At 61.5% G+C, this 24,813-nt stretch carries 23 protein-coding genes; 14 read left to right on the top strand and 9 right to left on the bottom strand.

Features of this window, described 5'->3' with window-relative positions; genetic code table 11:
* Window positions 1–84 precede the first annotated feature (84 nt).
* Together CXQ94_RS20610 and CXQ94_RS20615 are read left to right on the top strand one after the other, a co-directional pair.
* Complete coding sequence (locus CXQ94_RS20610; protein ID WP_104092476.1) at window positions 85–1,110, top strand: DUF222 domain-containing protein; 1,026 nt, start codon at window positions 85–87, stop codon at window positions 1,108–1,110.
* A 158-nt stretch (window positions 1,111–1,268) separates the two neighbouring features.
* On the top strand, window positions 1,269–2,336 hold the full coding sequence (locus CXQ94_RS20615; RefSeq protein ID WP_104092477.1) for an alkene reductase: 1,068 nt from the start codon (window positions 1,269–1,271) through the stop codon (window positions 2,334–2,336).
* An 88-nt stretch (window positions 2,337–2,424) separates the two neighbouring features.
* Here the strand turns inward: CXQ94_RS20615 and CXQ94_RS20620 are convergent, their stop codons facing one another.
* Complete coding sequence (locus CXQ94_RS20620) at window positions 2,425–3,033, bottom strand: TetR/AcrR family transcriptional regulator (protein ID WP_104092478.1); 609 nt, start codon at window positions 3,031–3,033, stop codon at window positions 2,425–2,427.
* A gap of 140 nt (window positions 3,034–3,173) precedes the next feature.
* Between CXQ94_RS20620 and CXQ94_RS20625 the strand changes: the two genes are divergently transcribed.
* From CXQ94_RS20625 to CXQ94_RS20675, 11 genes are all read left to right on the top strand, one after another.
* On the top strand, window positions 3,174–4,019 hold the full coding sequence (locus tag CXQ94_RS20625) for a CoA transferase (protein ID WP_104092479.1): 846 nt from the start codon (window positions 3,174–3,176) through the stop codon (window positions 4,017–4,019).
* Window positions 4,020–4,033: 14 nt separating this feature from the next.
* Window positions 4,034–5,194, top strand: a complete 1,161-nt coding sequence (locus CXQ94_RS20630) for an acyl-CoA dehydrogenase family protein (RefSeq protein WP_104092480.1) — start codon at window positions 4,034–4,036, stop codon at window positions 5,192–5,194.
* 10 nt (window positions 5,195–5,204) lie between these two features.
* Entirely contained in the window at window positions 5,205–6,674 is a 1,470-nt protein-coding gene (locus tag CXQ94_RS20635) for a class I adenylate-forming enzyme family protein (protein WP_104092481.1), read from the top strand.
* 41 nt (window positions 6,675–6,715) lie between these two features.
* Complete coding sequence (locus CXQ94_RS20640; RefSeq protein ID WP_104092482.1) at window positions 6,716–7,600, top strand: MoxR family ATPase; 885 nt, start codon at window positions 6,716–6,718, stop codon at window positions 7,598–7,600.
* 3 nt (window positions 7,601–7,603) lie between these two features.
* Window positions 7,604–8,749 carry a VWA domain-containing protein gene (locus tag CXQ94_RS20645; RefSeq protein ID WP_258067287.1) on the top strand — a complete coding sequence of 382 codons (1,146 nt, stop codon included), beginning with the start codon at window positions 7,604–7,606 and terminating at the stop codon, window positions 8,747–8,749.
* The gene (locus CXQ94_RS20650; RefSeq protein WP_104092483.1) at window positions 8,742–9,872 is read left to right on the top strand and encodes an XdhC/CoxI family protein; all 1,131 of its coding nucleotides are present in this window, start codon (window positions 8,742–8,744) and stop codon (window positions 9,870–9,872) included. The genes CXQ94_RS20645 and CXQ94_RS20650 overlap by 8 nt, the downstream gene beginning before the upstream one ends.
* Before the next feature lie 119 nt (window positions 9,873–9,991).
* Entirely contained in the window at window positions 9,992–10,522 is a 531-nt protein-coding gene (locus CXQ94_RS20655; RefSeq protein ID WP_104092484.1) for a (2Fe-2S)-binding protein, read from the top strand.
* Window positions 10,519–12,906, top strand: coding sequence for a xanthine dehydrogenase family protein molybdopterin-binding subunit (locus tag CXQ94_RS20660; RefSeq protein ID WP_104092485.1), 2,388 nt, complete (start codon window positions 10,519–10,521; stop codon window positions 12,904–12,906). The genes CXQ94_RS20655 and CXQ94_RS20660 overlap by 4 nt, the downstream gene beginning before the upstream one ends.
* Complete coding sequence (locus tag CXQ94_RS20665; RefSeq protein WP_104092486.1) at window positions 12,903–13,757, top strand: xanthine dehydrogenase family protein subunit M; 855 nt, start codon at window positions 12,903–12,905, stop codon at window positions 13,755–13,757. Before CXQ94_RS20660 ends, CXQ94_RS20665 begins: the two co-directional genes overlap by 4 nt.
* Before the next feature lie 13 nt (window positions 13,758–13,770).
* Complete coding sequence (locus CXQ94_RS20670) at window positions 13,771–14,535, top strand: SRPBCC domain-containing protein (RefSeq protein WP_104092487.1); 765 nt, start codon at window positions 13,771–13,773, stop codon at window positions 14,533–14,535.
* Window positions 14,532–14,801: a GlsB/YeaQ/YmgE family stress response membrane protein gene (locus tag CXQ94_RS20675; RefSeq protein ID WP_104092488.1), complete on the top strand. Its 270-nt coding sequence runs from the start codon at window positions 14,532–14,534 to the stop codon at window positions 14,799–14,801. Before CXQ94_RS20670 ends, CXQ94_RS20675 begins: the two co-directional genes overlap by 4 nt.
* A gap of 414 nt (window positions 14,802–15,215) precedes the next feature.
* On the opposite strand, the gene CXQ94_RS20685 is transcribed toward CXQ94_RS20675, so the two are convergent.
* The 3 genes from CXQ94_RS20685 to CXQ94_RS20695 all read right to left on the bottom strand — a co-directional run bounded on the left by CXQ94_RS20685 (window position 15,216) and on the right by CXQ94_RS20695 (window position 17,650).
* Entirely contained in the window at window positions 15,216–16,739 is a 1,524-nt protein-coding gene (locus CXQ94_RS20685) for a flotillin family protein (protein ID WP_258067288.1), read from the bottom strand.
* Window positions 16,740–16,873: 134 nt separating this feature from the next.
* Window positions 16,874–17,338, bottom strand: coding sequence for a GatB/YqeY domain-containing protein (locus tag CXQ94_RS20690; RefSeq protein WP_104092490.1), 465 nt, complete (start codon window positions 17,336–17,338; stop codon window positions 16,874–16,876).
* Window positions 17,339–17,383: 45 nt separating this feature from the next.
* Window positions 17,384–17,650 carry a hypothetical protein gene (locus tag CXQ94_RS20695; RefSeq protein ID WP_104092491.1) on the bottom strand — a complete coding sequence of 89 codons (267 nt, stop codon included), beginning with the start codon at window positions 17,648–17,650 and terminating at the stop codon, window positions 17,384–17,386.
* Between the two features lie 170 nt (window positions 17,651–17,820).
* Here CXQ94_RS20695 and CXQ94_RS20700 point away from each other — a divergent pair, with 170 nt between their 5' ends.
* Window positions 17,821–19,293: an MDR family MFS transporter gene (locus tag CXQ94_RS20700; RefSeq protein ID WP_104092492.1), complete on the top strand. Its 1,473-nt coding sequence runs from the start codon at window positions 17,821–17,823 to the stop codon at window positions 19,291–19,293.
* A gap of 230 nt (window positions 19,294–19,523) precedes the next feature.
* Here CXQ94_RS20700 and CXQ94_RS20705 read toward each other — a convergent pair whose 3' ends face one another.
* From CXQ94_RS20705 to CXQ94_RS22305, 5 genes are all read right to left on the bottom strand, one after another.
* The gene (locus tag CXQ94_RS20705; protein WP_104092493.1) at window positions 19,524–19,754 is read right to left on the bottom strand and encodes a hypothetical protein; all 231 of its coding nucleotides are present in this window, start codon (window positions 19,752–19,754) and stop codon (window positions 19,524–19,526) included.
* A 201-nt stretch (window positions 19,755–19,955) separates the two neighbouring features.
* Window positions 19,956–20,996 carry an FtsX-like permease family protein gene (locus CXQ94_RS20710; RefSeq protein WP_219817097.1) on the bottom strand — a complete coding sequence of 347 codons (1,041 nt, stop codon included), beginning with the start codon at window positions 20,994–20,996 and terminating at the stop codon, window positions 19,956–19,958.
* 116 nt (window positions 20,997–21,112) lie between these two features.
* Window positions 21,113–21,754, bottom strand: coding sequence for an ABC transporter ATP-binding protein (locus CXQ94_RS20715; protein ID WP_104092498.1), 642 nt, complete (start codon window positions 21,752–21,754; stop codon window positions 21,113–21,115).
* 8 nt (window positions 21,755–21,762) lie between these two features.
* Entirely contained in the window at window positions 21,763–22,710 is a 948-nt protein-coding gene (locus CXQ94_RS20720) for a peptidoglycan-binding protein (RefSeq protein ID WP_181034338.1), read from the bottom strand.
* A 226-nt stretch (window positions 22,711–22,936) separates the two neighbouring features.
* Complete coding sequence (locus tag CXQ94_RS22305) at window positions 22,937–23,533, bottom strand: hypothetical protein (RefSeq protein WP_146070383.1); 597 nt, start codon at window positions 23,531–23,533, stop codon at window positions 22,937–22,939.
* Window positions 23,534–24,813: the final 1,280 nt, after the last annotated feature.

Below are 24,813 nucleotides of genomic sequence, written 5' to 3' on the forward strand. Positions count from 1 at the left end.
CGGATCCTTTCGCCACTGTCATCGCAATTCCTCATCTCAAATCAGGAACCCCAATACACAATTAATTAGACACCCCCGGCCGGGTTGACTCGTAAGATCCGCCGCCTGGCCGAACGCCACAACCCCGAACCCTTGACCGAACGCCATGAGCGAGCCCGGACTCAGCGCCGGGTCTGGTTCACACCCCTGCCCGATGGGATGGCCCAGCTCGGGGCGATCCTGCCCGCTACCCCTGCCCTGGCCCTGTTCCAGTCCCTGGAGGCATGGGCGTTACGCGCCCAGCACGACGGGGAGCCTTCCACCGCACCCACTCCTACCGGGAGGCCCTCGCGCAGTCTGGAGAACTACCTCGCCGACTGCTTCCTGGACCTGACCCACCAGGCCTTCCTCCACCCCGCCAGCACCTGCGGCCGCTGTTCTTGCGATAACCCCACCGGTGTAGGGAACGCCCTGTTGGTAGGCCATGTTCAGCGAAACGTGGCGCCGGGAGACGGTGGGCCGGGGAGTGCCGGACAGGACAATAGGTGGCCAGATGGCCGGGGTCGGGGCGTTGTGGTGTCCGGGCCTGGGTTTATGCCGCGTATCCCGGCGAAGGTCAACGTCACCATCCCGTTCCTGACCCTGCTGAATGCCTCCGAGGAGCCCGGTCACCTTGACGGTTACGGGCCGATTCCCGCGGAGCAGGCTAGGGAACTTGCCGCGGGGGCCACCTCCTGGCACCGGATCCTCACGGACCCAGAAAAAGGAACCATCTTGAGCGTTAGCCGGCACTCCTACAAACCACCCGCCGACATGGTCCGCCTCGTCAGGCTCCTGGACCCCGTGTGCACCGGAATCGGCTGCGACGAACCCTCCCGGACCTGCCAGATCGACCACACTATCCCGTTCTATCAACCCCGCTACACGCCCGAGGGCACCGCCCTGCCCCGGGGCGAGACCAGCGTGGAGAACCTCCGCCCACGCTCCACCTACTGCCACCGCCTCAAAGACCACCCCACCACCGGATGGACCGTGGAACCAACCACCAACGGCACCACCAAAACCACCACCCCCACCGGCCGCGAATACCACCACACCCACAACGAAAACGACCTCCCCGCACCCTTCTAGCGCCACGCACCAAACACATCAAAGCCAGCCAGTAGGCACAGCAACTAGAGCAGTGCATTTGATCACGGTATCGAGCTCCTGCGCCGCCGCCGGGAATAGCCCTACCCCTGGGCGGCGTTGTAAAGGCCGAACATCAACCCCTGACTTTGGAGTTTTCCTTGAACTTGTTTTCCCCCGTCAAGCTTGGCGATTTGAATCTGCCAAACCGCCTCGTCATGGCCCCTCTCACTCGCTCCAGGTCAGGTGTTGACGGCGTTCCAGGTGACATAGTCGTGGAGTATTACAGGCAGCGGGCAACCATGGGGATGCTCATTTCTGAAGGAACGTACCCCAGCTTTGCCGGCCAGGCTTTCACCCGGCAGCCTGGCCTTGTCACCGACGCACAGATTGCCGGCTGGAAGCGTGTGACTGACGCGGTGCATGCCGACGGCGGGCGCATCATCGCCCAGATCATGCACTCGGGCCGTGTGACACACCCTGAGACCAACGGTGGACGCACGGTCGTCGCCCCCAGCGCCGTGGCCATCGAAGGACTCACACGCACCTACGCGGGAAAACTGCCGTACCCGGTACCTCATGCGTTGACCACTGCAGAGCTGCCAGGCGTCATCGAAGAGTTCGTTCAAGCGTCGCGGAACGCTATCGCGGCCGGATTTGACGGCGTCGAAATCCATGGGGCCAACGGCTACCTGCTTCACGAATTCTTGTCACCCGCGTCGAACCAACGCACGGATGCCTACGGCGGAAGCCCCGCCAACCGGGCTCGTTTCGTCATTGAAACAACCACTGCCATCGCCGCTGCGATCGGTGCTGGGAAGACCTGGTTGCGCATCTCCCCCGAGCACAACATCCAAGGTGCCCTCGAAAAAGATGCCTCACAAACGCAAGAGACCTATTCGGCCCTGGTCGACGGTATTGCACCCCTCGGCCTGGCAGGGTTGAGTATCCTGCACAAGGATCCAAACGGCCCCCTAGTTCAGGAACTACGTACCCGATTCCTTGGCCCGGTGCTGATCAACACTGGCTTTGAAACCATCACCAGCCGCCAAGACGCCCAAGCAGTGATCGGCTGGGCCGACGCCGTTGTGGTGGGTCGCCCGTCCCTGGCCAACCCCGACTTGGTAAAACGCTGGCAGCAGGACTTACCTCTCAATGAGCCGGACCACACCACGTTTTACACGGAAGGGGCTGTCGGGTACACCGACTATCCGTTCTGGCAGAACTAGCGCCCCCCAAGTCCAATCCCCGGCACCGGCGCATCCATCCATATAGCATGGGCGCCGATGCCGGGAGGTTGGACGCGGCAATAGTCCGTTAGCTGGGACGCTTCGTTGTAACGCTAACCAGCGGCTTGGCCGCTGGATCGATTTGTCCCTCTTCCAGGACCTCCCACATCGTGTTCACCATTGGCTGCAGGAAAAGGTCACCCAACTGCCCAATAAGCAGGGAAATCACCTGACTGGTGCTGCTCCGCGTAGTAGACGCGCCGCCCTTGGCGCGAAGTTCATTGACGCTCTCTGCGGCCAGCAGGGTCAATCCCTCCAGCAATTCACCCCGAGTACTTGCGGACTCCAGTAGGGATCGTCTGAGGTAGTTAACAACCTTGGGGTTCTCGTCCAGCATTATTTTCACGGCCGCATCGCGGGCCAGGCCAATCTGTGTACCCGTACCCACCAGCGGTGGGCTCTTTATGGCTGCTGCAAAGTAGCTGATGACCAGCTGATCCACGGCCTGGCGCAATTTCTCCTTGCTGGTGAAGTGGTGAACCACTAGTCCCACTGTTACGCCGGCTTCTGCAGCGACCATGCGCATGGAGGCCTTGTCTTCGCCAATCCCGGCAAAGAGATCGAAAGCTGCGTTGCGGATACGTGCCTTGGCTGTGAGGTCTTCGCTTCCTGCCCGTGGATCCCCCGCACTACCCATGCTCAAACCTCTCGCCCTGTGACTGCTCGTTGACGCCCGTTGGAAATTCTTGGTCTCGCTAGCTATTGTACATTCACTTACTAAATTGTACGCTCGTACAGTCTGCTACAACGAAGTGCAGAAGTCAGTAAGGAGCCTCAGTGGCAAATGTTCTTGACGGCGTTCGCGTTGTTTCCCTCGCTATCAACCTGCCAGGCCCGCTTGCAGCCGCAAGCCTTGCAGAGCTCGGCGCCACCGTCATCAAGGTAGAGCCACCGTCCGGAGACCCGCTCGCCGCCGCCGCACCGGCCTGGTACAACAAACTCACGGCCGGGCAAAAGGTAGTCGCCCTTGACCTGAAAGCGCCGCATGACCGGGCGGAATTGGACCTGTTGCTCCAGAACGCGGACATATTGCTCACCGCAAACCGGCCCTCTGCCCTGCGCCGGCTGGGGTTGCTGGATGCCGGGAACGGGCCTAACCCGCGCATGTCCCACGTTGAAATCGTGGGCCACGACGGTGACCGTGAGGAAACCCCCGGGCACGATCTGAACTACCAGGCAGCCCATGGAACCTTGCAAGCACCCAACATGCCCCTGGCCCCGATCGCAGATCTTATGGGGGCCGAACGCGCCGTTCAGTCCGCTCTCGCCGCGATCCTCATTGCCAACAAGACAGGCCGGGGCAGCCACCACAGGGTGGTCCTGGAAGATGCGGCCTACGACGCCGGAGCCGCCGTCCGCAATGGCCTGACTGGTGCCGGGACACCGCTGGGTGGAGCGATGGCCACTTACGGCATCTACGCCACAGCCGAAGGCCATGTGGCCCTGGGCGCCATCGAGCCTGTCTTCCAAAAGCGCACCCTGGCACTGCTCAACGTCGACGACGACAAAGACGCCCTCGCGGCAGCGTTCGCCACCAAGACGGCCAAGGAATGGGAATCCCTGGGCGTTGCCCATGACATCCCGCTGACAGCAGTCCGCACCTCCACGCCAAAAACACGATAAGGACCGTGAAAACCATGTCTGAACTATTCCCTGATTACCGCTCCCCCTGGGAAGACGACGACCAGCAACTCCTTCGCAAACATGCCTCGGCCTTCTTCCGCCGAGAGGCGACCCCCCACCAGGAACGCTGGGCCGAACAGCACAGCGTTGACAGGGAATTTTGGAACAAGACCGGCGACGCCGGGCTGCTGTGCCTGGGTCTGGAAGAGGAGTACGGCGGAGGCGGCGGGAACTTTGGCCATGAGGCAGTGGTCCAGAACGAACTCACCCTTGCCCACGACACAGCATTTGGTTTCAGTATCAGTTCAACCATCGTTGCCCACTACATTGCCCGCTACGCCACCGAGGAGCAGAAGAAGCGCTGGATTCCGCAGGTGGCCAGCGGCGAGCTGGTCATGGGGATAGCCATGACCGAACCGGACACGGGCTCCGACTTGCAGGCCGTGCGCACCACTGCCATCCGCGACGGCGACGAATATGTCATCAACGGCTCCAAGACGTTCATCACCAATGCCACCCATGCCGACCTCATGGTCATCGTAGCGAAAACCGATCCTTCCCAGGGCTCCCGGGGCATCTCGTTGTTAGTGGCCGACACCCGCAACCTCGAGGGCTATTCGGTGGGCATGGTGCTGCGAAAGATCGGCCAGCACGGCCAGGACACCCGTGAACTAGCCTTCACCGACATGCGCGTGCCAGCAGAAAACATCCTCGGAGGAGTGGAGGGCCAGGGCTTCTACCAGCTCATGGAGCAGCTGCCGCGCGAACGACTCATCATTGCCGTCTCCGCCGTCGCCATGGCCGAGGCCGCCGTCGTCGAAGCCATCAAGTACGCCAGGGAACGTACGGCATTTGGCAAGCCAATCCTGGATTTCCAAAACACCAGGTTTGTGCTGGCTGAGTGCAAAACCCAAGTCCTGGCCGCCAGGACTCTCGTTGACCATTGCATCCAGAGCTACATTGACGGCACCCTAGACGCATCCACCGCGTCCATGGCGAAGCTGTACACCACCGACATTCAGGTGGAGGTGGTTGATCGGTGCCTGCAGATCTTCGGCGGCAACGGCTACATGATGGAATACCCCATCGCCCAGATGTACGCTGCTGCCCGTGTGCAAAAGATCTATGGCGGTACCAACGAGATCATGAAGGAACTGATCGGACGCTCCCTGTAAACCCCCGGCATTGGTCTTTGAGGGGGTTGAGCGCGACTACAGTTCGCTTAACCAGGAAGTGAACCGGGGTGCCCACGCACTGGCCTCGTTGGGCGTCGAAAAAGGCCACCGTGTGGCGTTGATGTCCGGCAACTCCGACATGTTCATCGTCGCCATGTACGCCGCACTCAAGCTCGGTGCCATCTTTGTCCCGCTCAATCCCCGCTCCACCGCCCATGAACTCCGGCACCTGCTGGCCGACTCCGGCGCGGGCGTGCTGTTGCTGGGAGCCGGCCTGGACAAGGCTTTGCAGGGACTGGACGCCCTGGAGCCGCTCCCCCAAACCGTTCAGGCGGTTTCCCTGGTGGGCGCCCCTGGACTGCCGGACCTGGCCACCCTAGCCATGGGGATGCCTTGCATCGAGCCGGAGGCGAATGTCATGGAGGACGAGGACGCCGTGATCCTTTACACCTCCGGCACCACGGGCAAGCCCAAGGGCGCGCTCTTTGATCACCACCGCATGTTGTGGGTTGGCCACTCGATGGGCAGCCTCGGCTTTGGCACCTTCGACAGGCTGCTGCACGTGGCCCCCATGTACCACGCAGCCGAGCTGGTGCTGTTCGTCTTCTCCGGGATTACCATGGGTGCCTCCCATGTGGTGATGCCAGCTTTTGAGCCCGCTGCAGTCGCCGACGCCCTGGCCAAGCACCGCATCACGGTCTTTCTCGGCGTTCCCACCATGTATCAGCTGATGCTGGGCCTGCCAGATCTGGCAGAACGGGACTTTTCGGCGTGGCGGATAGGGTTCTTTGGTGCAGCCCCCATGCCACCCAGTGCTGTGAAGAATTTGGTGGCCACGCTGCCAGGCATCGATTTCATTCAGCTGTGCGGCCAGACGGAAGGGGGTCCGGCAGGGATGTATTCGGGGCCGGCGGACGTTCTTAACCGCCCGGATGCCACAGGGCGCTGGCCAATCCCCAATAGCGAGATGCGCTTGGTGGACCTGGACGGCAATGACGTAGCCACGGGCGTGCCGGGGGAAATGATTATGCGCGGGGAAACCATCATGAAGGGGTACTGGAACAACCCCGCGGCAAGCCAGGCAACACTCCGGGACGGGTGGCTGCACACCGGCGACGTGGTGGTCCGGGACGAATCGGGCTATCTGACCATCGTTGACCGGATGAAGGACATGATCATCACCGGCGGGCGCAACGTGTACTCACTAGAGGTTGAAAACGCCTTGGCCGCGCATCCCTCCATTGCCGAGGTCGCCGTCGTCGGCTGCAAAGACGAGATCTTCGGGGAGTCCATTGTGGCAATTGTGACCCCGCTGCCCGGTCGGGAGGTCACCCTTGAGGGCCTTCGCACCTTCGCCAGTGACTACATCGCCGACTACAAGCTACCCCGCGCCATTGTTATCCGGGTCTTGCCCCGCAACCAGTCGGGGAAAATCCTCAAGCACGTGCTGCGGGCGGACCTTGAACAAACCAAGGCCTAACCCTTCGTGTTCTGGCTCACGCTTGGCCCTATGCTGGTGCCATGACGAAGACGTCCATCGACTCCGCGCCCCAGCTCTCCGGACTGCTCGCCTCCACCGGATATCTGGCCGACGACGGCCTGGCTACCATCGCCTACTTGGCCTTGGGCATGGAGCGGCCGCTGCTGCTTGAGGGTGAGCCGGGCACGGGAAAGACGGCATTGGCGGAGTCACTGGCGCAAGTTTTTGGGCTGCCGCTGATCCGGCTGCAATGCTATGAAGGTATTGACGCTTCGCAGGCGCTCTACGACTGGGATTTCACCGCCCAGATCCTGCACCTGCGAAGCGTCGAGGCCGGTGGTGGCAGCGGGCTGAGCTTGGAGGCGCTGGAAAGTTCGCTGTATGACAAACGGTTCCTACTAGCCCGTCCCATCCTCAAGGCGCTCCAGCAGAGCCCCGCGGTGCTGCTCATTGATGAGATTGACCGGGCCGACGACGAGTTTGAGGCCTTTCTGCTGGAGGTGCTTTCCACCTACCAGGTGTCCATCCCGGAGTTTGGCACGGTCACGGCTGAGACCCCACCCATTGTGGTGCTGACCTCGAACCGCACCCGTGAACTGCACGACGCCCTTAAGCGGCGCTGCCTCTACCACTGGATCGACCATCCGGGGCTGGCCCGCGAAGTTCAGATAGTACGGACCCGCCTCCCAGCGGTACCGGCCCTGCTGGCCGAGCAGGTGGTCAACGTGGTCCAGCAGATCCGCGCTACGGACGGCATCCTCAAACCGCCCGGCGTCGCCGAAACCCTAGACTGGGCCCGTGCCCTGCACCAGCTGGGTCGCCCAGAACTGGATCTGGCGTCTGCCGCGGCCAGCATCGGTGCCTTGTGCAAATACCGCGAGGACACGCAACGGGTGACCGCCGCGCTGGCCCGGATGCTGGGGTAGACGGTGGCGGCTGCGGCAGGCGCGCTTGGGGAAACCACGGACCCGGATCACAGCGCCGAGGAAATCCTGCTGGCCTTTGCCGGTGCGGTTCGTGCCGCCGGGGTGAAGGTCACCGCCGACCGCTCCCGCAGCTTCGTTGAGGCGGTGGCCCAGCTGTCAGGGTCCCGCACAGCCTTGGAGCGACTGGACGTCTTTTGGGCCGGCCGAGCCACCCTGTGCTCCGCCCCCGACGAACTTGTCCCCTACCAACGCACCTTCGAGGCCTGGTTCAGCCCCACCCATTCAACCGCAGCACGCCAGGAGACGACGCAGACCACTGTCAGTCAGGCATCCTGGGACGACGACGCCGGAACCTCAGACGGCGCCGCGGACCCCGTTAGCGCGATCGCCAGCAGGCGCGAACTCTTGCGCCACCGCGATATTGCTTCACTCGACAGCGCGGAGCGAGCACTGCTCAACCGCATGTTCGAGGAGTTGGTGGTTCGCCTACCCCACCGCCCAAGCCGCAGAAAACAACTGAACCCGCACGGTGGCGTGGACAGAGTGCGCACGCTCCGCGATCAGCTGCGGCGCGGCGGTGAGCCTGGTCCGCTGCGGCGCAGCAGGGTACCCCGGAAACCTCGCCGCATGGTGTGGCTGATCGATGTCTCCGGGTCCATGGCACCCTACGCAGACAGCCTGCTGCGCCTGGCACACCGCGTTGTGCAGCAGGAACCGCACCAGGTGGAAGTTTTTACCCTGGGCACGCGCCTGACCCGGGTGACAACGGCCCTTCTGAATCCCGATCCGGAACTGGCGCTGATCCAGGCCGGGCGTACCGTGCCGGACTGGTCCGGAGGTACCCGCCTGGGCGAGGTGCTGGGCGCCTTCAACGACCACTGGGGGCAGCGCTCTGTGGCCCGCGGCGCCGTCGTGGTGATTGCCAGTGACGGCTGGGAGCGCGGGGATCCGGCCCTGCTGGGTCAGCAGGTGCAGCGGCTCCACCACCTCGCCAGGCGGATCATCTGGTCCAACCCGCACCGCGGCAAGGCCGGCTATGCACCGGTGCAGCAGGGAATCAAGGCAGTGTTGCCGCACGTTGACTATTTTATGGGAGGCCATTCGATGAAGAGCTTCGAGGAGTTGCTGGCGGTGGTTGGAAATGCGTGAAGTGCTCAAAGATTTGGTGGCCGCGGTGGAGGCCGGCCACACCGTGGGGCTGGGCACCGTAGTGCGGACCTTCAAATCTGCGCCACGGCCGGCGGGTGCTGCCATGATGGTCGACGCCGATGGCCGGGCGGTGGGTTCGGTCTCGGGCGGTTGTGTGGAGGGTGCCCTCTTTGAACTGGCCCGCAGCGTGGTGCAGGACGGCACCCCTGTGCTGCAGCGCTACGGCATCAGTGACAACGACGCCTTCGAGGTGGGACTGACCTGCGGGGGCATCCTGGACGTGTTTGTCGAGGCGGTTTCGCAGGAGAGATTCCCACAGTTGCAGGGTGTCGCAAGGGACGTCGACGCCGGTAGTCCGGTGGCGATCGTGACGGTGATCGAGCACCCTGATCAAGCTTGGCTGGGCAGGCATCTGGTGGTCCGTCCCGACGGTTTTGAGGGGACATTAGGCAGCGATCGGGCAGATCATGCCGTCAGCGACGACGTCGTGGGGCTGCTGGCGGCCGGGCGGAACACCACGTTGATGTACGGCCCGGACGGCGAGCGCCGCGGGGACGGTATGCGGGTGTTTGTCATCAGCTTTGCCCCGCAGCCGCGGATGCTGGTCTTTGGTGCCATCGATTTCGCCGCCGCCGTCGCCAAGCAGGGCAGCTTCCTGGGGTACCGGGTCACCGTGTGTGATGCCCGCGCGGTTTTTGCCACAAAGGCGAGGTTTCCGGTGGCAGATGAGGTGGTGGTCGAATGGCCGCACCGGTACTTGCAGGCACAGATCGACGCCGGTGCCGTGGATCCGCGAACCGTGATCTGTGTTCTCACCCATGACCCCAAGTTTGATGTCCCGCTCCTGGAAGTGGCGCTACGGCACGAGGTGGCCTACGTGGGCGCCATGGGGTCCCGGCGAACCCACGAGGACCGGCTGGCCCGGTTGCGCGACGCCGGGGTCAGTGAGATGGAGCTTCAGCGGTTGTCTAGCCCTATTGGCTTGGACCTGGGTTCCCGTACCCCGGAAGAAACGGCCGTCTCCATTGCTGCGGAGATTATTTCGTTGCGCTGGGGCGGGCTCGGCTCCCGGCTGAGCCACCTGGATGTGCGCATCCACCATGAGCCGTTGACTGACGGCTAGGCCCCTCCGCGGAAAACTCGGGGCCCTAACATTCCGGCAACGGAAGATGTAGCGTATGACACATCAGGGCTGGAGTCGGGCAGTCGCGCACGTCTCCAAACTTTTTTAAGGAGATCTCAATGGCGAGTTCCAAGACCATCACCGTCGAAGTTGACGACGTGAGTTACACCGACGACGTCGAGCCCCGGCTACTGCTGGTTCAGTACCTTCGTGAGCGGCTGGGGAAAACGGGCACCTTGATCGGTTGCGACACCACCAACTGTGGCGCGTGCACCGTCCATCTGGATGGGGTGAGCGTGAAGTCGTGCACCATGTTCGCAGTCCAGGCCGACGGACACCAGGTCACCACCATCGAGGGCATGGCCACCGATGGCAAGCTGGCGCCCCTGCAGGAGGCCTTCCACCAATGCCATGCCTTGCAATGCGGATTCTGCACCCCCGGGATGATCATGCAGTCGGCATCACTGTTGAAGGAAAACCCGCATCCCAGCGAGGCCGAAATTCGTGACGGACTGGAAGGTAATCTGTGCCGGTGCACGGGCTATCAGAACATTGTGGCCGCCGTGAAGAGCGTGGCCGACGGCGTCGAGTACGGGGACAGTGGCGTCTCCGCCTCCCTTGAGGACGCACAGAACGCCGGTGTGTCATGACGGCCACGGCGCAGGTTCACAGCAACGAGGTGGGCAAGGCCCGCCTGCGGAAGGAAGATGCCCACCTGATCACCGGGCGTTCCCGGTACACGGACAACATGGTGCTGCCGGGGATGTTGCACCTGGCCATGGTGCGCAGCCCCTACGCCCACGCCAAGATCACCGGCATTGACGTGGCTGCGGCCAAGGCCTCTCCCGGAGTGATGGCCGTACTGACCGGGGCCGATGTGGCCGCCGAACAGGGCAGCCTTCCCAACGCCTGGCCGATCACCCCGGACCAGAAGGCGCCCGCCCACCCCTCGATCGCCGTTGATGAGGTCGCCTTTGCCGGCGAGGTGGTGGCGGTCATCATCGCCCGCTCCGTGGCTGCGGCCCGGGACGCCGTGGAACTTGTCGATGTCAACTATGAGGAACTGCCGGTGGTCCTGGATCTTGAGGAGGCATTCACCGACACGGTGTTGGCACACCCCAGCCTGGGGACCAACCTGTCCGCGAACTGGGTTTTCGATTCCGGCGAGGCCGGCACCGGAGCCCCCGTCGAGGAGGCCCTGGCCAATGCCGAGGTATTGATCGAACGTACGTTCTACCAGCAGCGGCTCATTCCTTCCTTCATGGAACCGCGCTCCACCGTGGTGGACCCCACCAGTGAGCAGCTCACCATGTGGACCTCCACCCAGATCCCGCACATTCTTCGCCTGATGCTGGCCCTGACGCTGGGCATCCCGGAAAGTAAGGTCCGCGTGGTGGCACCCGACGTGGGCGGCGGCTTTGGCGGAAAATTGCAGGTCACCCCGGAGGAGATCATCACGGTACTGGCGGCCCGCCGGATGGGCAAGCCGTGCAAGTACACCGAGACTCGCAGCGAGTCCCTTATGGCAGCTCACCACGGACGCGCCCAGGTGCAGCGCCTGAAGCTGTCCGCCACCCGGGAGGGCATCGTGACGGGCTTTTCGGTGAACCTGCTGGCAGATATGGGCGCCTACCTGGGCCTGGTCACCTCGGGGGTGCCTATCCTGGGCGCATTCATGTTCAACTCCATCTATAAGTTCCCGGCCTACCGGTTCGAGTGCAACAACCTGTTCACGAACAAGGCCTGGACTGATGCGTACCGTGGGGCTGGACGTCCCGAGGCAACGTTCGCGATCGAGCGGATCATGGACGAGCTCGCCGTCGAACTTGGTATGGACCCGCTGGAGCTGCGGGAGAAGAACTGGATCAAGCACGAGGAATTCCCGTTCACCACCGTTTGCGGGCTCGAGTACGACAGCGGCAACTATGAGGCTGCCACGGCCAAGGCTGTGGAACTCTTTGACTATGCCGGGCTGCGCGCCGAACAGTTGCGGCGCCGGAACTCCAACGACCCCGTGCAACTGGGCATCGGCATTTCCACGTTCACCGAAATGTGCGGCCTGGCCCCCTCCAGGGTGCTTGGCTCGTTAGCATACGGTGCCGGCGGCTGGGAGCACGCCCAAGTCCGGGTGCTACCCACCGGCAATGTTGAGGTGGTGACAGGATCCTCCGCCCACGGCCAGGGACACGAGACGGCGTGGAGCCAGCTCGTGGCCGACAGGCTCGGGGTGCCATTTGAGAACGTTGAGGTCCTGCACGGGGACACCCAGGTTTCCCAACGAGGCCTAGACACCTACGGGTCAAGGTCGCTGACAGTGGGTGGCATGGCCGTGCTGGCCGCCGCAGACAAGGTCATCGAGAAGGCCAAAGTGGTGGCCGCGCACCTCCTGGAGGCCAGCGAGGACGACATCGAGTTCAGTGCCGGCAACTTCACCGTCAAGGGCACCGACACCTCAACATCCCTGGGTGAGATTGCCCTGGCCACATTTGCGGCGCACAATCTGCCCGACGGCTTTGAACCCAATCTTGATTCCGACGCCACCTTCGACCCGGTCAACTTCTCCTTCCCGCACGGCACGCACCTGGCGGCCATGGAGGTGGACACCGAAACGGGGCAGGTTCGTATCCGCAAGTATGTGTGCGTCGATGACATCGGTGTGGTGGTCAACCCCATGATCGTTGAGGGGCAGGTGCACGGCGGCTTGGCCCAGGGCATTGCCCAGGCACTCTACGAGGAGGCCGTCTACGACGACGCCGGCACGCTGGTCACCGGTTCCTTCGTGGACTACCTGGTCCCCAGCGCCCCGGACCTGCCGCACTACATCACCGACAGGACACAGACCCCCTCCACCACCAACCAGCTCGGCGCCAAGGGTGTGGGTGAGGCCGGCACCATCGCCTCCACCCCCGCCATCGTCAACGGCGTGCTGGACGCCATCCGCCACCTGGGGGTGCGGGACATCAAGATGCCCTGCTCGCCGTCGCGCGTCTGGCATGCCCTAGAAGTTGCCAAGACCACCGGAGGTGCCCAGTGATTCCCAGCCCATTTGACTACGCCGCACCCACCACGGTGGCCCAAGCCCTGGACCTGCTGGCCGACGCCGGGGACGACGTAAAGGTGTTGGCCGGCGGCCAGAGCCTGATCCCCGTCATGAAACTGCGCATGGCCGACCCCACCATGGTGGTCGACCTAGGCAGGATCAGCGAGCTGACAGGCGTCACCGACGACGGCGATTCCCTCCTCATCGGTGCCATGACCCCGCACCATGTCATTGCGAAGGACTTGCTAATTGCCACCTATGCGCCGTTGCTGGCCCAGGCGGCAGCCACAGTCGCAGACCCCCAGGTGCGCCACCGCGGCACCTTGGGCGGCGCACTAGTCCATGCCGATCCTGCCGGAGACATGCCAGCACCGGTGCTGGCCCTGGACGCCACTCTGGTGGTGGCCGGCCCGCACGGAGAACGATCAATTGCCGCCGCGGACTTCTTCCAGGGCTATTTCACCACCGCGGTGCAGGAGGGCGAGATCCTCACCCACATCCGCATCCCCAAATATGTGGGATGGGGTTCGCACTATGAGAAGTTCACCCGAGTGGCCCAACAATGGTCGATCGTGGCCGTGGCTGCGATGGTCAGAGTGGAGGGCGGTGCCATTGCCGCGGCAAGAATCGGATTGACGAACATGGCCAGCACTCCCCTTCGTGCTAGAGGCGTCGAAGCGGCGCTCGCAGGCTGTGCACTCGAAGCTGACGCCATTGCGACGGCCTGTGCACAGGCCGCCGACGGCACCGAACCGGCTAGTGACCTGAACGGGGATGCCGCCTACAGGCGCCACCTGTCCCAGGTCTTGACCAAACGCGCGGTGCTCTCGGCCGCAGGGCTCTAAGGCAAGGGACGACATGGAACTCAAGCACCAGTTCACGGTCCCGGACACGCTGGAGAACACCTGGCGTTCCTTCAACCAACTCGAAGAGATAGCGCCGTGCTTTCCCGGGGCGGTGCTGACCGGTGTAGACGGGGAAACGTTCACTGGCACGGTCAAGATCAAGTTGGGTCCCATCGCTATGCTCTACGCCGGGACCGGCGAGTTCCTTTCCCGCGATGAGGCCACCCACACCGTGGTCATCTCCGCCTCCGGCAAGGACAAGCGCGGCAACGGGACCGCGGGCGCCACGGTCACGGCAGTCCTGGCGGCAAGTGGCGATGGCACCTCGGTCTCCGTCAGCACCGACATGAACGTGACAGGCAAGCCAGCCCAGTTTGGTCGTGGCGTCATTCAAGACATCTCAGACAAGCTGTTGGAGCAATTCGTGCAATGTGTCATCAGCAAGGCCAGCGCCGAACCCGCCACAGAACCCGCAACCGTGGCCTCCGATGAAACTCCAGCCCCCGAGTCATCGGCGGCAGCACTGCAAGGGGAGGCGGCTAATCCCTCGCCTTCAGTGTCCGAGCCGGCAGTGCGTGAGCCAGCCACCTCAAAAGTGTCAAGGAACCTCGCCCCACCGGCCACAGAACTTGATCTGGGCTCGGCCATGGGACCGGTGCTCCTAAGACGGTTTGGCCCGGCCATCCTCGGTACGCTCGCCACCACCCTGCTCGTGATCTGGGTTGCCCGCCGGCTATTTTCGGCAAGGCGCCATCGCCAAATGAAGGAGGAGCAATGAGTTTCTTATCGTGGATCATTCTTGGCCTGATTGTGGGGGCCATCGTCAAAGCCATCATGCCGGGCAAAGTGCGCGGCGGGTGGGTTACAAGCCTCATTCTGGGCGTCGTCGGGGCCATCGTTGGCGGCTGGATTGGGGCCGCCGTCTTCAATAAGGGCAGCATGTCGTTTTGGAGCCTCGGCTCCTGGATACTGGCCATCGTTGGCGGCATAGTGGTGGCGGGCGTCTACGGCGCCATCACCGGCAGGAAGGCGAACTCAGCCTGAAACCCCAAAAGTAGGGCTTCCCCGCTGCTGAGGAGTACCTCAAATAGTCCAGGAGCGAACCCGCCTCTGCGTCCGCCCCCTCCCTGAAAGCGTGTGCATCGTGTCCAAAGACCACCCCCGGCATGAGACCATCCCGGATCCCAACCAACCACCACGGCATCCGGATCCCACCCAACCGGGCGATCCCAACAGCCCCCTTGATCCCAGCGAGCCCGTTCCGCCGCCGTTCCCGCCAGATCCCCTGGATCCCCCAGACCCGAATAGACCACATCCTCCGGTGCTCCCGGACCCACCATTCGGCGTCCCCGGGCGGATTATTTAGGGATCATCGTGCAACAAAAAACCCCGTTTCCAAGGAGTGTTAAAGCTCTCCGGAAACGGGATTCTTTGCACGACTTCTAGCCATATGTCTGGCTAGTTGGACTCCGCACCATTCTTGCTGGCCGTAATGACGGAATCATTCCCTGAACCCCCGGCGTGGCGTTCCTTACCCGAGCCGGCATCCTTCATCATGTTCTCCAGCAAACCAATGATGTCCAGCCCCGTGGAGTCCTTGATCAACTGCGTGGTCTGGTGCACACCGTTGGAGACGTTCTTGCTCAACTGGCTGGCGCCGTCGTTGGAAACAACCGTCATGTTCTTGATGGCAGACATGGGCGCAGCAACCTCGCGAGCCATAGCCGGGAGTACCTCAAGGACCTTGCTGAGAACGGCGGCCTCGTTGAATTTCTCGTAGGCTTCGGCTTGCGCGGCGATGCCCGCAGCCTCGGCGAGACCCTTGGCCTCAATGGACTCTGCCTGGGCCTGACCCATTGACTTGATGACAGCCGCATCGGCCCGACCCTTAGCCTCCAGCACGGCAGCCTCGGCATTTCCGCGGGCGGTGTTCGCGGCGGCGTCGGCTTCGGCGGCAACCTTGTCACCCTCGGCGGTGAGCTTACGCTTGGCAAGTTCCACCGTGGCCTCGATTTCTGCTGCTTCAGAGGCCCTGCGGCGTTCCTCAAGTTTGGCGTCGGCCTGCTGAATGAGACGGTACTTCTCGGCGTCGGCCGGCTTGCGAACCTCGGTGTCGAGCTCTTTTTCACGCAGTTCAGAACGGCGCAACGCCACCTGCTGGTCGCGGATGATGACCTGCTCGTTTTGTTCGGCGGCGGCCAGTGGTCCGGCAGCGTCTGCACGGGCCTGGCGTGCGTCGGCAACTTCCTTGAGCTCGGCACGCTTGATGATCAACTGCTGCTGGGCCAGGGCCACTTGTTCGTCGGCCAAAGCCTTCGCCTGCTCGGCTTCCTGCAGGAACTGGGCCTCAGCAATCTTGGCGTTCTTTTCGGCCAGGGCCGCCTCGGGGCGTCCCAGGTTCAGCAGGTAGCCGGAATCGTCATCCACCGATTGGATCTGGAAGGTATCAATCTCCAGGCCCTGGTTGTGCATGGAGTGTTCAGCCTCCTCCTTGACGCTCTTGGCGAAGGTAGCGCGGTCCTTGATGATGGATTCCACCGTCAGCGTGCCCACAATGGAGCGCAAGGATCCGGAGAGGGTTTCTTGCGTGTAGTGATCGATGGCGTCCTGCTGGTTCAGGAAACGCTGGGCCGCCTTGCGCACCGAATCGGCGTCCCCGCCCACTTTCACCTGGGCAACACCGGTGAGGTGGAGCTTGATGCCGTTCTTGGAAATGCCCTCAATCTTCAACGAAACCTGGCGTGATGCCAACGAAAGCGGGTAGGCGCGTTGCGTGAACGGGTTGATGAAGATGCGGCCAAAGACCACCCGCTGACTGCTGGGGTCCGGCTGGCTCTTGTTGTCCTTGGAGGAAATGATCAGGGCTTGGTCAGGGCTGGCAATGTGGAGCGCCATCCGGGAGATGACGGCAACAATGACCACGATGACCAGCAGCACGGCCAGGCCAATTATCAGGGGAATGAGGGCAAGTAGATTCAACACGAGACCTTTCATAGGGTGCGACGGCGGTGGGCACGAACGTGTCCGGGCCCACCTTCACCATCGATCCTACGGAAGTTCCAGCAATTCTCCACATGGTGGAGAAATACCCGAAGCGTCGGGCAGCGGGGACTTAGCTACGCCAAGCGTTTGCGCACCATCTCCGAGATGGCCTTGCCATCAAAGCGGCCGGCAATCTTCGCCGTGATCGGCTTCATGGCCAGGCCCATTTGCCGCATGGAAAGTTTGCCTTCGGTGCTTTCCAACTCGGTGATGGCTTCATTAACGATTGCTTCGGCTTCGGCGGCAGTGAGCGGTTGCGGCAGGTAGCCCTCAATGACCTGCGCCTCGGCGATTTCCGCGGCCGCACGGTCACTCTCGCCAGCCTCGGTGTAGATGTGGGCGGTGTCGCGGCGTTTGGCGGCTTCCTTTTGCAAGATGGTGGTGACCTGGGCGTCGTCGAATTCGACGGGCGTCTTGCCGCCCTTTTCCTTGGTCTCAATTTCACCCAGGACGTTGCGTACCGTAGTCAGCGCCAGCTTGTTGCCGGCCTTCATGTGGGCGACGACGTCGGACTTCAATTGCTGTTTCAGCGTGGACATGGCATTCCTTTGATGGGTGGTGCGGTGGTCGGGCAGGCGTGTGCGCTACTGAGACATGCCGGGGCGAACCGCTACGGTGCTGACGGCATTCTTTCGGAGGTTTCGCTTGGCCGGGATGCGCTCAAAGCCCTTAGCGTCCATGTTGTTGCCCAACCTGAAAGCGGCCAGTGCTTCGTCGTAGATTTCATTGAGCCGACGGCCGGAGAAGATCTCCTGGGTGCCGTCGTAGAACGTGACGGAAATGCTCATCGAGCGCGGGTAGTGCTGGATCATGCGGATGAATCCGTCGGCGTCCTGCTGGAGATTGATCATGTTACTTTCTTCCCTTTGTCATTGTTAACCTCCAGTCTTCCCTACTCTGGGGGCATGGTGGTGCGTGGGCGGGAATAGTTATGCCCCTTGCAGCGCTGCAACAGATTGAGTCGTCACTGTACTGGTGGGCCGACTACCCATAGTTTTCATCCCCAGGATCAGGATCTCTTATGCCACGCCCCTCCCCAGACGCGCTCGACCGCCTCTCAGCGCGCGACCGCACCACCATCGCTGTGCTGCTGGTTTCTGCGTTCGTCGTCATCTTGAATGAGACCATCATGAACGTGGCTCTGCCGCGCCTGATGCATGAGTTCGACGTCTCCGCCTCGGCCATCCAATGGTTGGCCACCGCGTTCATGCTCACCATGTCAGTGGTCATCCCCGCCACCGGATACCTGCTGACCAGATTGCCCATCAGGACCGTCTTCATCCTCGCCATGGGTCTGTTTTCCGCAGGAACCTTGCTAGCTGGGCTGGCCCCAGGTTTTGAGGTTCTTCTGGTGGCCCGGGTTGTTCAGGCGTCCGGAACGGCCATCATGATGCCCCTGCTCATGACCACCATTTTGGATCTGGTGCCCTCGCATCGTCGCGGCGCCGTGATGGGCAACGTTTCCATCGTCATTTCGGTGGCGCCAGCCATTGGTCCCACCCTTTCAGGGGTCATCTTGCATTCGCTGTCCTGGCGCTTCATGTTCCTCTTTGTCCTGCCCATCGCCGTGGCGGCGTTGATCGTGGGCTCCCGCCTGTTGCCCAAGGACAGCAAGCGGGCAAGCTCAAAACTCTCGGTCCCGTCAGTGTTGCTCTCCATTCCGGCGTTCGGCGGCCTGGTCTACGGCTTGAGCGGCATCGGCTCCCCCGATGCTCACACGCATCAAATCGCACTGGTCTCTTTGGCAGTTTCGCTGCTCTCCCTGCTCGGCTTCGTGCTCCTTCAGCTGCGGTTGCAGCGCAACAATGGGGCACTGCTTGACATGCGACCGTTCGTATACCGCCAGTTCACCCTTTCCCTGTCCCTGATGGTCATGGCGATGGTGGCGTTGTTCGGTGTGATCATCCTGCTGCCCATGTACCTGCAGAACGTCCGTGGGCTGGATACGCTCGCCACCGGCTTGTTGATGCTCCCCGGCGGACTCGTGATGGGGTTGTTGGCGCCCTGGGTTGGGAAGCTCTTTGACAAGGTGGGGGCGCGCCCGCTGCTCATTCCCGGCGGCCTTCTCCTTTCTGCCATTCTGTTCGGTTACACCCGGTTGAATGAAGGGACACCGTTGCCTGTCATCATCGGGCTGCACGTGCTGATGTCCATCGCGTTGGCCTTCATCTTCACCCCGGCGTTCACTGCCGGTTTGAACCCGTTGCCGCATTCGCTGCACTCCCACGGTGCGGCCATGCTTTCCACGCTCCAGCAGCTTGGCGGAGCCGCCGGAACGGCCTTGCTTGTGGGGGTTATGTCCGCCGGAACGGTGGCCGCTGCCGCAGCTGGCAAAACTGCCATCGCCGCGCAGGCCAGTGGTTTCAGCAACGGTTTCATGGTTGCCGCCATTGTGTCCCTGGGGATAGTTGTCATCGCGGCCTTCATGGCACCGGAGAAAAGTGCGACGGCGGATACTGTGGCACGCGACTCGGTGTCCCAGGGTATTCACTAGGCCCATAAGGGGTCGCCGCAGAAAACGGAAAAAATCGTACGCTAAGGGCAAGTGGAGCCAGATAACAACTGGACTTCAGCTTGCCGGCGAATTCAAGTCAAAGTCCGTCCCGTAGCAGGAACCTTGACCGGACAGGTTTCCTGCCCGGCGGCTGTGCTCGGTGCGGTTATGAGGCCTTCGGATCATCAAAGCGATCTGAAGGTTGCAGAGCGCCCGCTACTAATGAGCCATTACCCCACGGAAATTGAGCGTAACTGGAGTCCTGTTTTTGGTTTGAGGGTGGTGAACGCGTCGGCGGCGACCTGGGCAATAGCCCGTGTCACGGATTCTCGTTCATCCATGAGTGCTTCGTCAGGTGGGATCATCGGGCGGGATCCCCATGTTCTATTGAACTCTTGGAGAGTGGCGAAATCCATGATTTCGATTTCAAACGTGAAGGTGACGATTTCGGTCCTGGTCATGGGTCAATAATTCACCGTTACATCTGGGAAGTCACGGAAATCGGATCATTGCAGGTTCCCTGTACGCCCGTATGCGGAACCTTGAGCGGGACACTTTCTTGTAGTGGATTGGCCTGACGATTCTTTGGGCGAGTTGGACAGTGGACCTTGGATACGTTCATGGTCTCGGCTGTGGCAATTGCATCAAAGATTGGAGCGCCATCAGGGGACTCGTAGTTCTACAATGGGTTCTCGGCGGGCTGCGAAGATTGCTGGTAGGAAGCTGGCAATGATGCCGGCGGAGATGGCTAGGATGGCGATTCCTGCCATGAACGTGGTGGGCGGCATTGGATCGTCGAGGGCGAGAAGGAGTGAGGCGGCGGCTACTTCGCCGATGAGGGCTCCGGCCGCGGCAACGATGGCGGCTTCAATGAGTACCAAAGCGATGACTGTCTTCCTTGAGGCGCCGAGCGCTCGTCGCCGTCCGAATTCCTTTCTCCTCAGGAGAATGAGTCCGAAGGTCACGATACCAACAAGTGTTGATGCGATAGCGAGGATTCCCATCGTGAGAACGCGTCCAAAGACGACGAGTTGATCGTCAACGACTGCCCGTAAGTCGACCAGGCGCTGGCTTGTTTGTACGTGTACTGATGAGGCGTCGCTGGGCGCGATGAAGCCTGTCAGGAGCTCAGCAACGGGTTGTACGGCTGCAGTGCTATTGGTGACGATGACCAGCGATTGAACGTCTTCGCTGTCGTTGTTTGCGTCTGCCGTTGGGTTGTGGGGGATAAGGATGTCGGGCAGGGTTGTCGATCCCTCGCGGGGCAGCCGTGCCGGTCCGGAAACCGAATATCGAATCCCGCTTGCGGTTTCCACGATGCCGAGGTTGTCGGCGAGGCCGAGTTGCTCAAGCACGTTTTGGTTCGCGATTCCTGACTCCGGGCTAGAGGGTGAGATGCGGAGTCCGAAGGCCGACCAGTTCGTGGCCCAGCCGTGTGAGAGCGATTGCTTGGTTCCGCCAGGGATGGCTGCGTTGGTGACGTCTTCTGCGGGGCCCAGAGCAAGGGCCCAATCGATGCCATCGACGTTCTTCAGTTTCTGGACGATACCTGCCGGGATGGTTCCTGCACGATCGGTGGTCACTAGGATGGTGCGTGTTCCAGCTTCATCGAGGGTTCCCAGTACGGCTTGTTGAGCTCCGGCGGCACGGCCGGAGGTTAGTAGGACGGCTATGCACATTCCAGCGATGAGAAGGGCCGTCACCACCGAGGCTACTGGATTGGCGAGGGCATTGCGCCATGATTCTTTCAGGAGGTAACGAAATTTCAGCCGCCGCGGAGATGATGATTTAGGGGTTTTTCGGCTGGCACGGGTCGGTTTCATAGGGTGATCTGCCGATCGCAGGCATTGGCTAGGTCTTGATCGTGCGTAACGATCAAGACGGCGGCTCCGCGGTTGGCCTCGGTTCGAAGGACTTGTTGGACTACCTCTCCGCTATTCCGGTCGAGGTTTCCGGTCGGCTCGTCCGCGAGGATGATGTCGGGCCGGTGGAGGACGGCCCTGCAGAGAGCAATTCTTTGTGCTTGCCCGCCGGAAACTTGGTTGGGCCGGGCGCTGGCTGGTATCGAAACACCAAGCTGGCCCATGAGGTCATCGGCGCGCGCGAGGTAGTCTTCTGGATTCTCCCCACGGTACAACGCTGTTTCGGTGATCGATTCCCGGATCGGGCGTTTGGGGTTTAGTGCGGCGTCTTGGAAAACAAAGCCATACTTCGTTGCCCGTACCCACGACTTTTGCTCGTCTGTGGTTCGTTCCAGTGATCGGCCGTCAACGCTGACATGGCCAGAAGCTGGGGAAAGCATGAGCCCTAGAAGGTACAGAAGCGTCGATTTTCCACGGCCGGAAGGTCCCGTAATCGCCACGACTTCCCCGGGGTAGAAGTCGTGGGACCAGTGGGACAGGATTGCAGGTCCCTTCCGGTACTGGTAAGTGAGGTCTGTGGCGCGTAGTGCTGGCGTCATATTCTGCACTACTGATCCGTGGAGGTTGCGGGTTTCCCGGGGGCCCGGATGACTTGGCCGGCGTCAATCCCGCTGACCACTGTTTGCCCGTTTGCCGATCCGAGGATTTCAACATCGGCGGCGAGTCCATTGTCTTGAATGACTTGAGTTTTGCCGGTGTTGTTGGTGATCAAGGCTGCGGAGGGCAGGATGATCCCGGAAATTGGCTCTTGAAGGGTTACTTTTCCGCGGAAGGATGACGGCCCGGATGCCGCGATGGATGCGCAATCGCTTTCGCAGATGCTGTCGCCACTGGATGGTTTGAGGGTTGCGATCGCGCCGTTCCCATTTTGTTCAGGGTCCGGTGTCACCTCTGCAATGGCCGCTTTCCAGAGTCCACCGTCGTGTTCGATATCGACGATTTGTCCGGTTTTGACTTGATCGATTTGCTTCTTGCTCAGGGCGATCGAGAACTCGGGCTTGACGGAACGGACGCTCAGAGCCGCCTCGCCGCCGATGACGGGCATGCCCCGGCTGATGATCTTCGGATCCGCGGTAATCACCGAGGGTAGAACGTCAACAAAAACTATGTCACCCAAGCGCACCCGCCCGTCAGTAGTGACCTCGAGGGATTTCTGCCATGCCTGAACTGCCGCCCTGGTGCCATACCCGAATTTGCCGTCCGGGTCACCAGCGAAAAACGTGTTGCTTCGGAGGAACGCCTGAAGAAGGGCAACATCGGCTCCCTCGTCACCCTCACTCAGGTCCCGAAAGGCAGGAACTTTGCCTTCAGCGATGACGACTGGGCGCAAGTCAACGGTGTACAGAATATCGCCGGCGTCCTTGGCGTTTGATGGGGTCGGGTCTGTTCCGGTGACGATGCCTTTGGCTTGGTTCGCTGCGGCGGGTACGTTGACCCAGTTTGAATGTACATCCAGCCGTATTTGCGATTGGACGGTACCTTCGGCCGCTGTCACGGTCGTGAAAGCTACATCCACGGCTGATTCGGGCGCGGGTGCGAAAACCCAGACGCAAGCCAGAGCGACGATCGCCCCAACCGCGACGGCGCCGAGGTAACCACCAAATCGGGCAAGACGGGGCTTGTCTCGGCCATTCTGTTTCCGGTTTTCAGGCGCAGTCAAAGCTGGGCCGGGGGCGTCAATCTGGGGATGGAAACTATTGGCCACGTCGTCTTGCTTGTACTTATCCGACATAGATTCGCTCAGCCGGGTCGGGGCATGTTTGCTTGATAGTTTTTTCCTTTGCCGGAGAGATGGTGTTCTCTGAATACAATTCGGCGTAGGGAAGCCACATACCTGCATCGCCCAGACGCATCTGCTCAATCCAGGTCTTCTTCGAGGGAGCCTCAGAAATGGAATAGCCCATTCCGATCAGGCATTCCCGTGTTTTCACCTCATAGCCGTAGCGCTGCTCCAAGGCGTTGTCAGTGATGGGTGGAAGCGGGTATTGGGCATTCACGGTGGCGCTACACTGCCGCATATCCACATCAAACTTGGCCGCCTTGTTCATGTCCCGAAGTGTGATGGCGCCGGTATCGCTGACGTCGACATCAGCCCACCCTAGGTCCTCAAGGCACTTCATCGTGGCTTCGCCGACCACCGTTGAATAAGACTTGCCAGCAATGAGGCCATTGGCGTCGACCTGCGATAAGTAGCCCGCCCCGGCTCCGCTGGTCGATGTTGACTTTTCCCCACCTGAAATCTCAACGGACACCGGGCCAGAACACGCCGAAAGAGACACAGCAAAAAGAAGACCCCAAACAATTCCGTAACGTTTCACCTTGAAACTCCCCCAATTCCGTGATTCAAATCATAACGCCAAAAGCATGCCAGAATCGCAAGCACGAAACCAACCCACAACGTCCTCCATAAAAGTTGACACGCTCCCCAACAACCGTAGGCGGTCAGCCGCGTCCTTGGACAATATCGTCAAGCTCCCTTTTGTCACCGACAACAGAACTGCAGGGCGGCACACCAGACTGTTGAATAACGAAGGAGTGCCTCCTAGTCGTTGGAAAGCCAATAGTCGGAAAATGGACATGCACTTCTTCAACAGGTGCGACAGCTCGTTGATGCTAACCATTTCTTACGGTGAACTCTCTGCCGCAGCATCTGCTGAAACGGCTCAGGACTCACACCGTTCAGACCGCATCGACTCATCCCAGCAGCGGAACCCTTCTCGGAGCACCCGGACAGCGTCAGCCGTTTGCCCCGTGGAACGGTGCATAATAATTGCATGTGGGCAGCAATATATGAGCTCGGTGAACCTGAGGAAGGCCATCAGGATAGACGGCGACGGGCCCTTGCGGCAGCATCGGCCTACGGCCCCTATGCTGCACGGATGACGTCCGATCGATTCACGAGGTCTTCCTTTCAATTGCCTGAGGTCACTCCGCATGGCCTCAGAGTTACGGCGCACTTTGCCTGGGAAGGCGGACTCGCTCACGGAAGCGCAGCGCCGGAACGACTGGTGACGGTCAAGCCTCCTCCTTCCGGCAGCCTCACTCCGGCCCACATGCTTGATGCCCTGGCAGCCGAGCTGTCAGACTTCGCCAGAAATAGGACCGCAGCCGAAGATCGGCCGCCGATAGATAAGATTCTTAACCGCGCTAGCGGCGAGCCGTCAGGACTCCACATCGATGGTCAGTAGTTCGAGGGATGGTCGCTGCACGCTAGTGAGACCGTCGGGATCGTCTGCCGCTTTGATGACAGGGCAGTGATGTGGCTTGCGATCGAGCCGACCGGCCAGCCACCAGCTGTCTTCACCGAGACATGTCAACCTTGATCCGCGGCACGACTCTCTGAGGACCACCGACCGCGCACGCAGCATTGCCACAGTCCCGGAAGGGGTGTCCCGTATAGACGTGGGCAAACTGTCCCGTAAGCCGGTCCACCACCGGATACGCTCGCCTCTGAAATGCATCGTTGCGACCGTTGGCCGTCGACTGTTCCGTATAGGGTGTCCGGTGAATTGACCGGTGACGGGTCCCTATGTGACACACTGAACTACATGTCTAAACTATTGGTCGGCTATGCTCGCGTGTCCACGGAAACCCAAGA

It is taken from the genome of Arthrobacter sp. GMC3, assembly GCF_002929305.1.
GTDB lineage: Bacteria > Actinomycetota > Actinomycetes > Actinomycetales > Micrococcaceae > Specibacter.

Bases quoted from the DNA above. Each gene is read 5' to 3' on its own strand.
- CXQ94_RS20675 (WP_104092488.1), top strand. From the start codon at position 14,532: ATGAGTTTCTTATCGTGGATCATTCTTGGCCTGATTGTGGGGGCCATC.
- CXQ94_RS20620 (WP_104092478.1), bottom strand. From the start codon at position 3,033: ATGGGTAGTGCGGGGGATCCACGGGCAGGAAGCGAAGACCTCACAGCC.
- CXQ94_RS20705 (WP_104092493.1), bottom strand. From the start codon at position 19,754: ATGACCAGGACCGAAATCGTCACCTTCACGTTTGAAATCGAAATCATG.
- CXQ94_RS20695 (WP_104092491.1), bottom strand. From the start codon at position 17,650: ATGATCAATCTCCAGCAGGACGCCGACGGATTCATCCGCATGATCCAG.
- CXQ94_RS20670 (WP_104092487.1), top strand. From the start codon at position 13,771: ATGGAACTCAAGCACCAGTTCACGGTCCCGGACACGCTGGAGAACACC.
- CXQ94_RS20640 (WP_104092482.1), top strand. From the start codon at position 6,716: ATGACGAAGACGTCCATCGACTCCGCGCCCCAGCTCTCCGGACTGCTC.
- CXQ94_RS20700 (WP_104092492.1), top strand. From the start codon at position 17,821: ATGCCACGCCCCTCCCCAGACGCGCTCGACCGCCTCTCAGCGCGCGAC.
- CXQ94_RS20715 (WP_104092498.1), bottom strand. From the start codon at position 21,754: ATGACGCCAGCACTACGCGCCACAGACCTCACTTACCAGTACCGGAAG.
- CXQ94_RS20690 (WP_104092490.1), bottom strand. From the start codon at position 17,338: ATGTCCACGCTGAAACAGCAATTGAAGTCCGACGTCGTCGCCCACATG.
- CXQ94_RS20655 (WP_104092484.1), top strand. From the start codon at position 9,992: ATGGCGAGTTCCAAGACCATCACCGTCGAAGTTGACGACGTGAGTTAC.
- CXQ94_RS20630 (WP_104092480.1), top strand. From the start codon at position 4,034: ATGTCTGAACTATTCCCTGATTACCGCTCCCCCTGGGAAGACGACGAC.
- CXQ94_RS20660 (WP_104092485.1), top strand. From the start codon at position 10,519: ATGACGGCCACGGCGCAGGTTCACAGCAACGAGGTGGGCAAGGCCCGC.
- CXQ94_RS20650 (WP_104092483.1), top strand. From the start codon at position 8,742: ATGCGTGAAGTGCTCAAAGATTTGGTGGCCGCGGTGGAGGCCGGCCAC.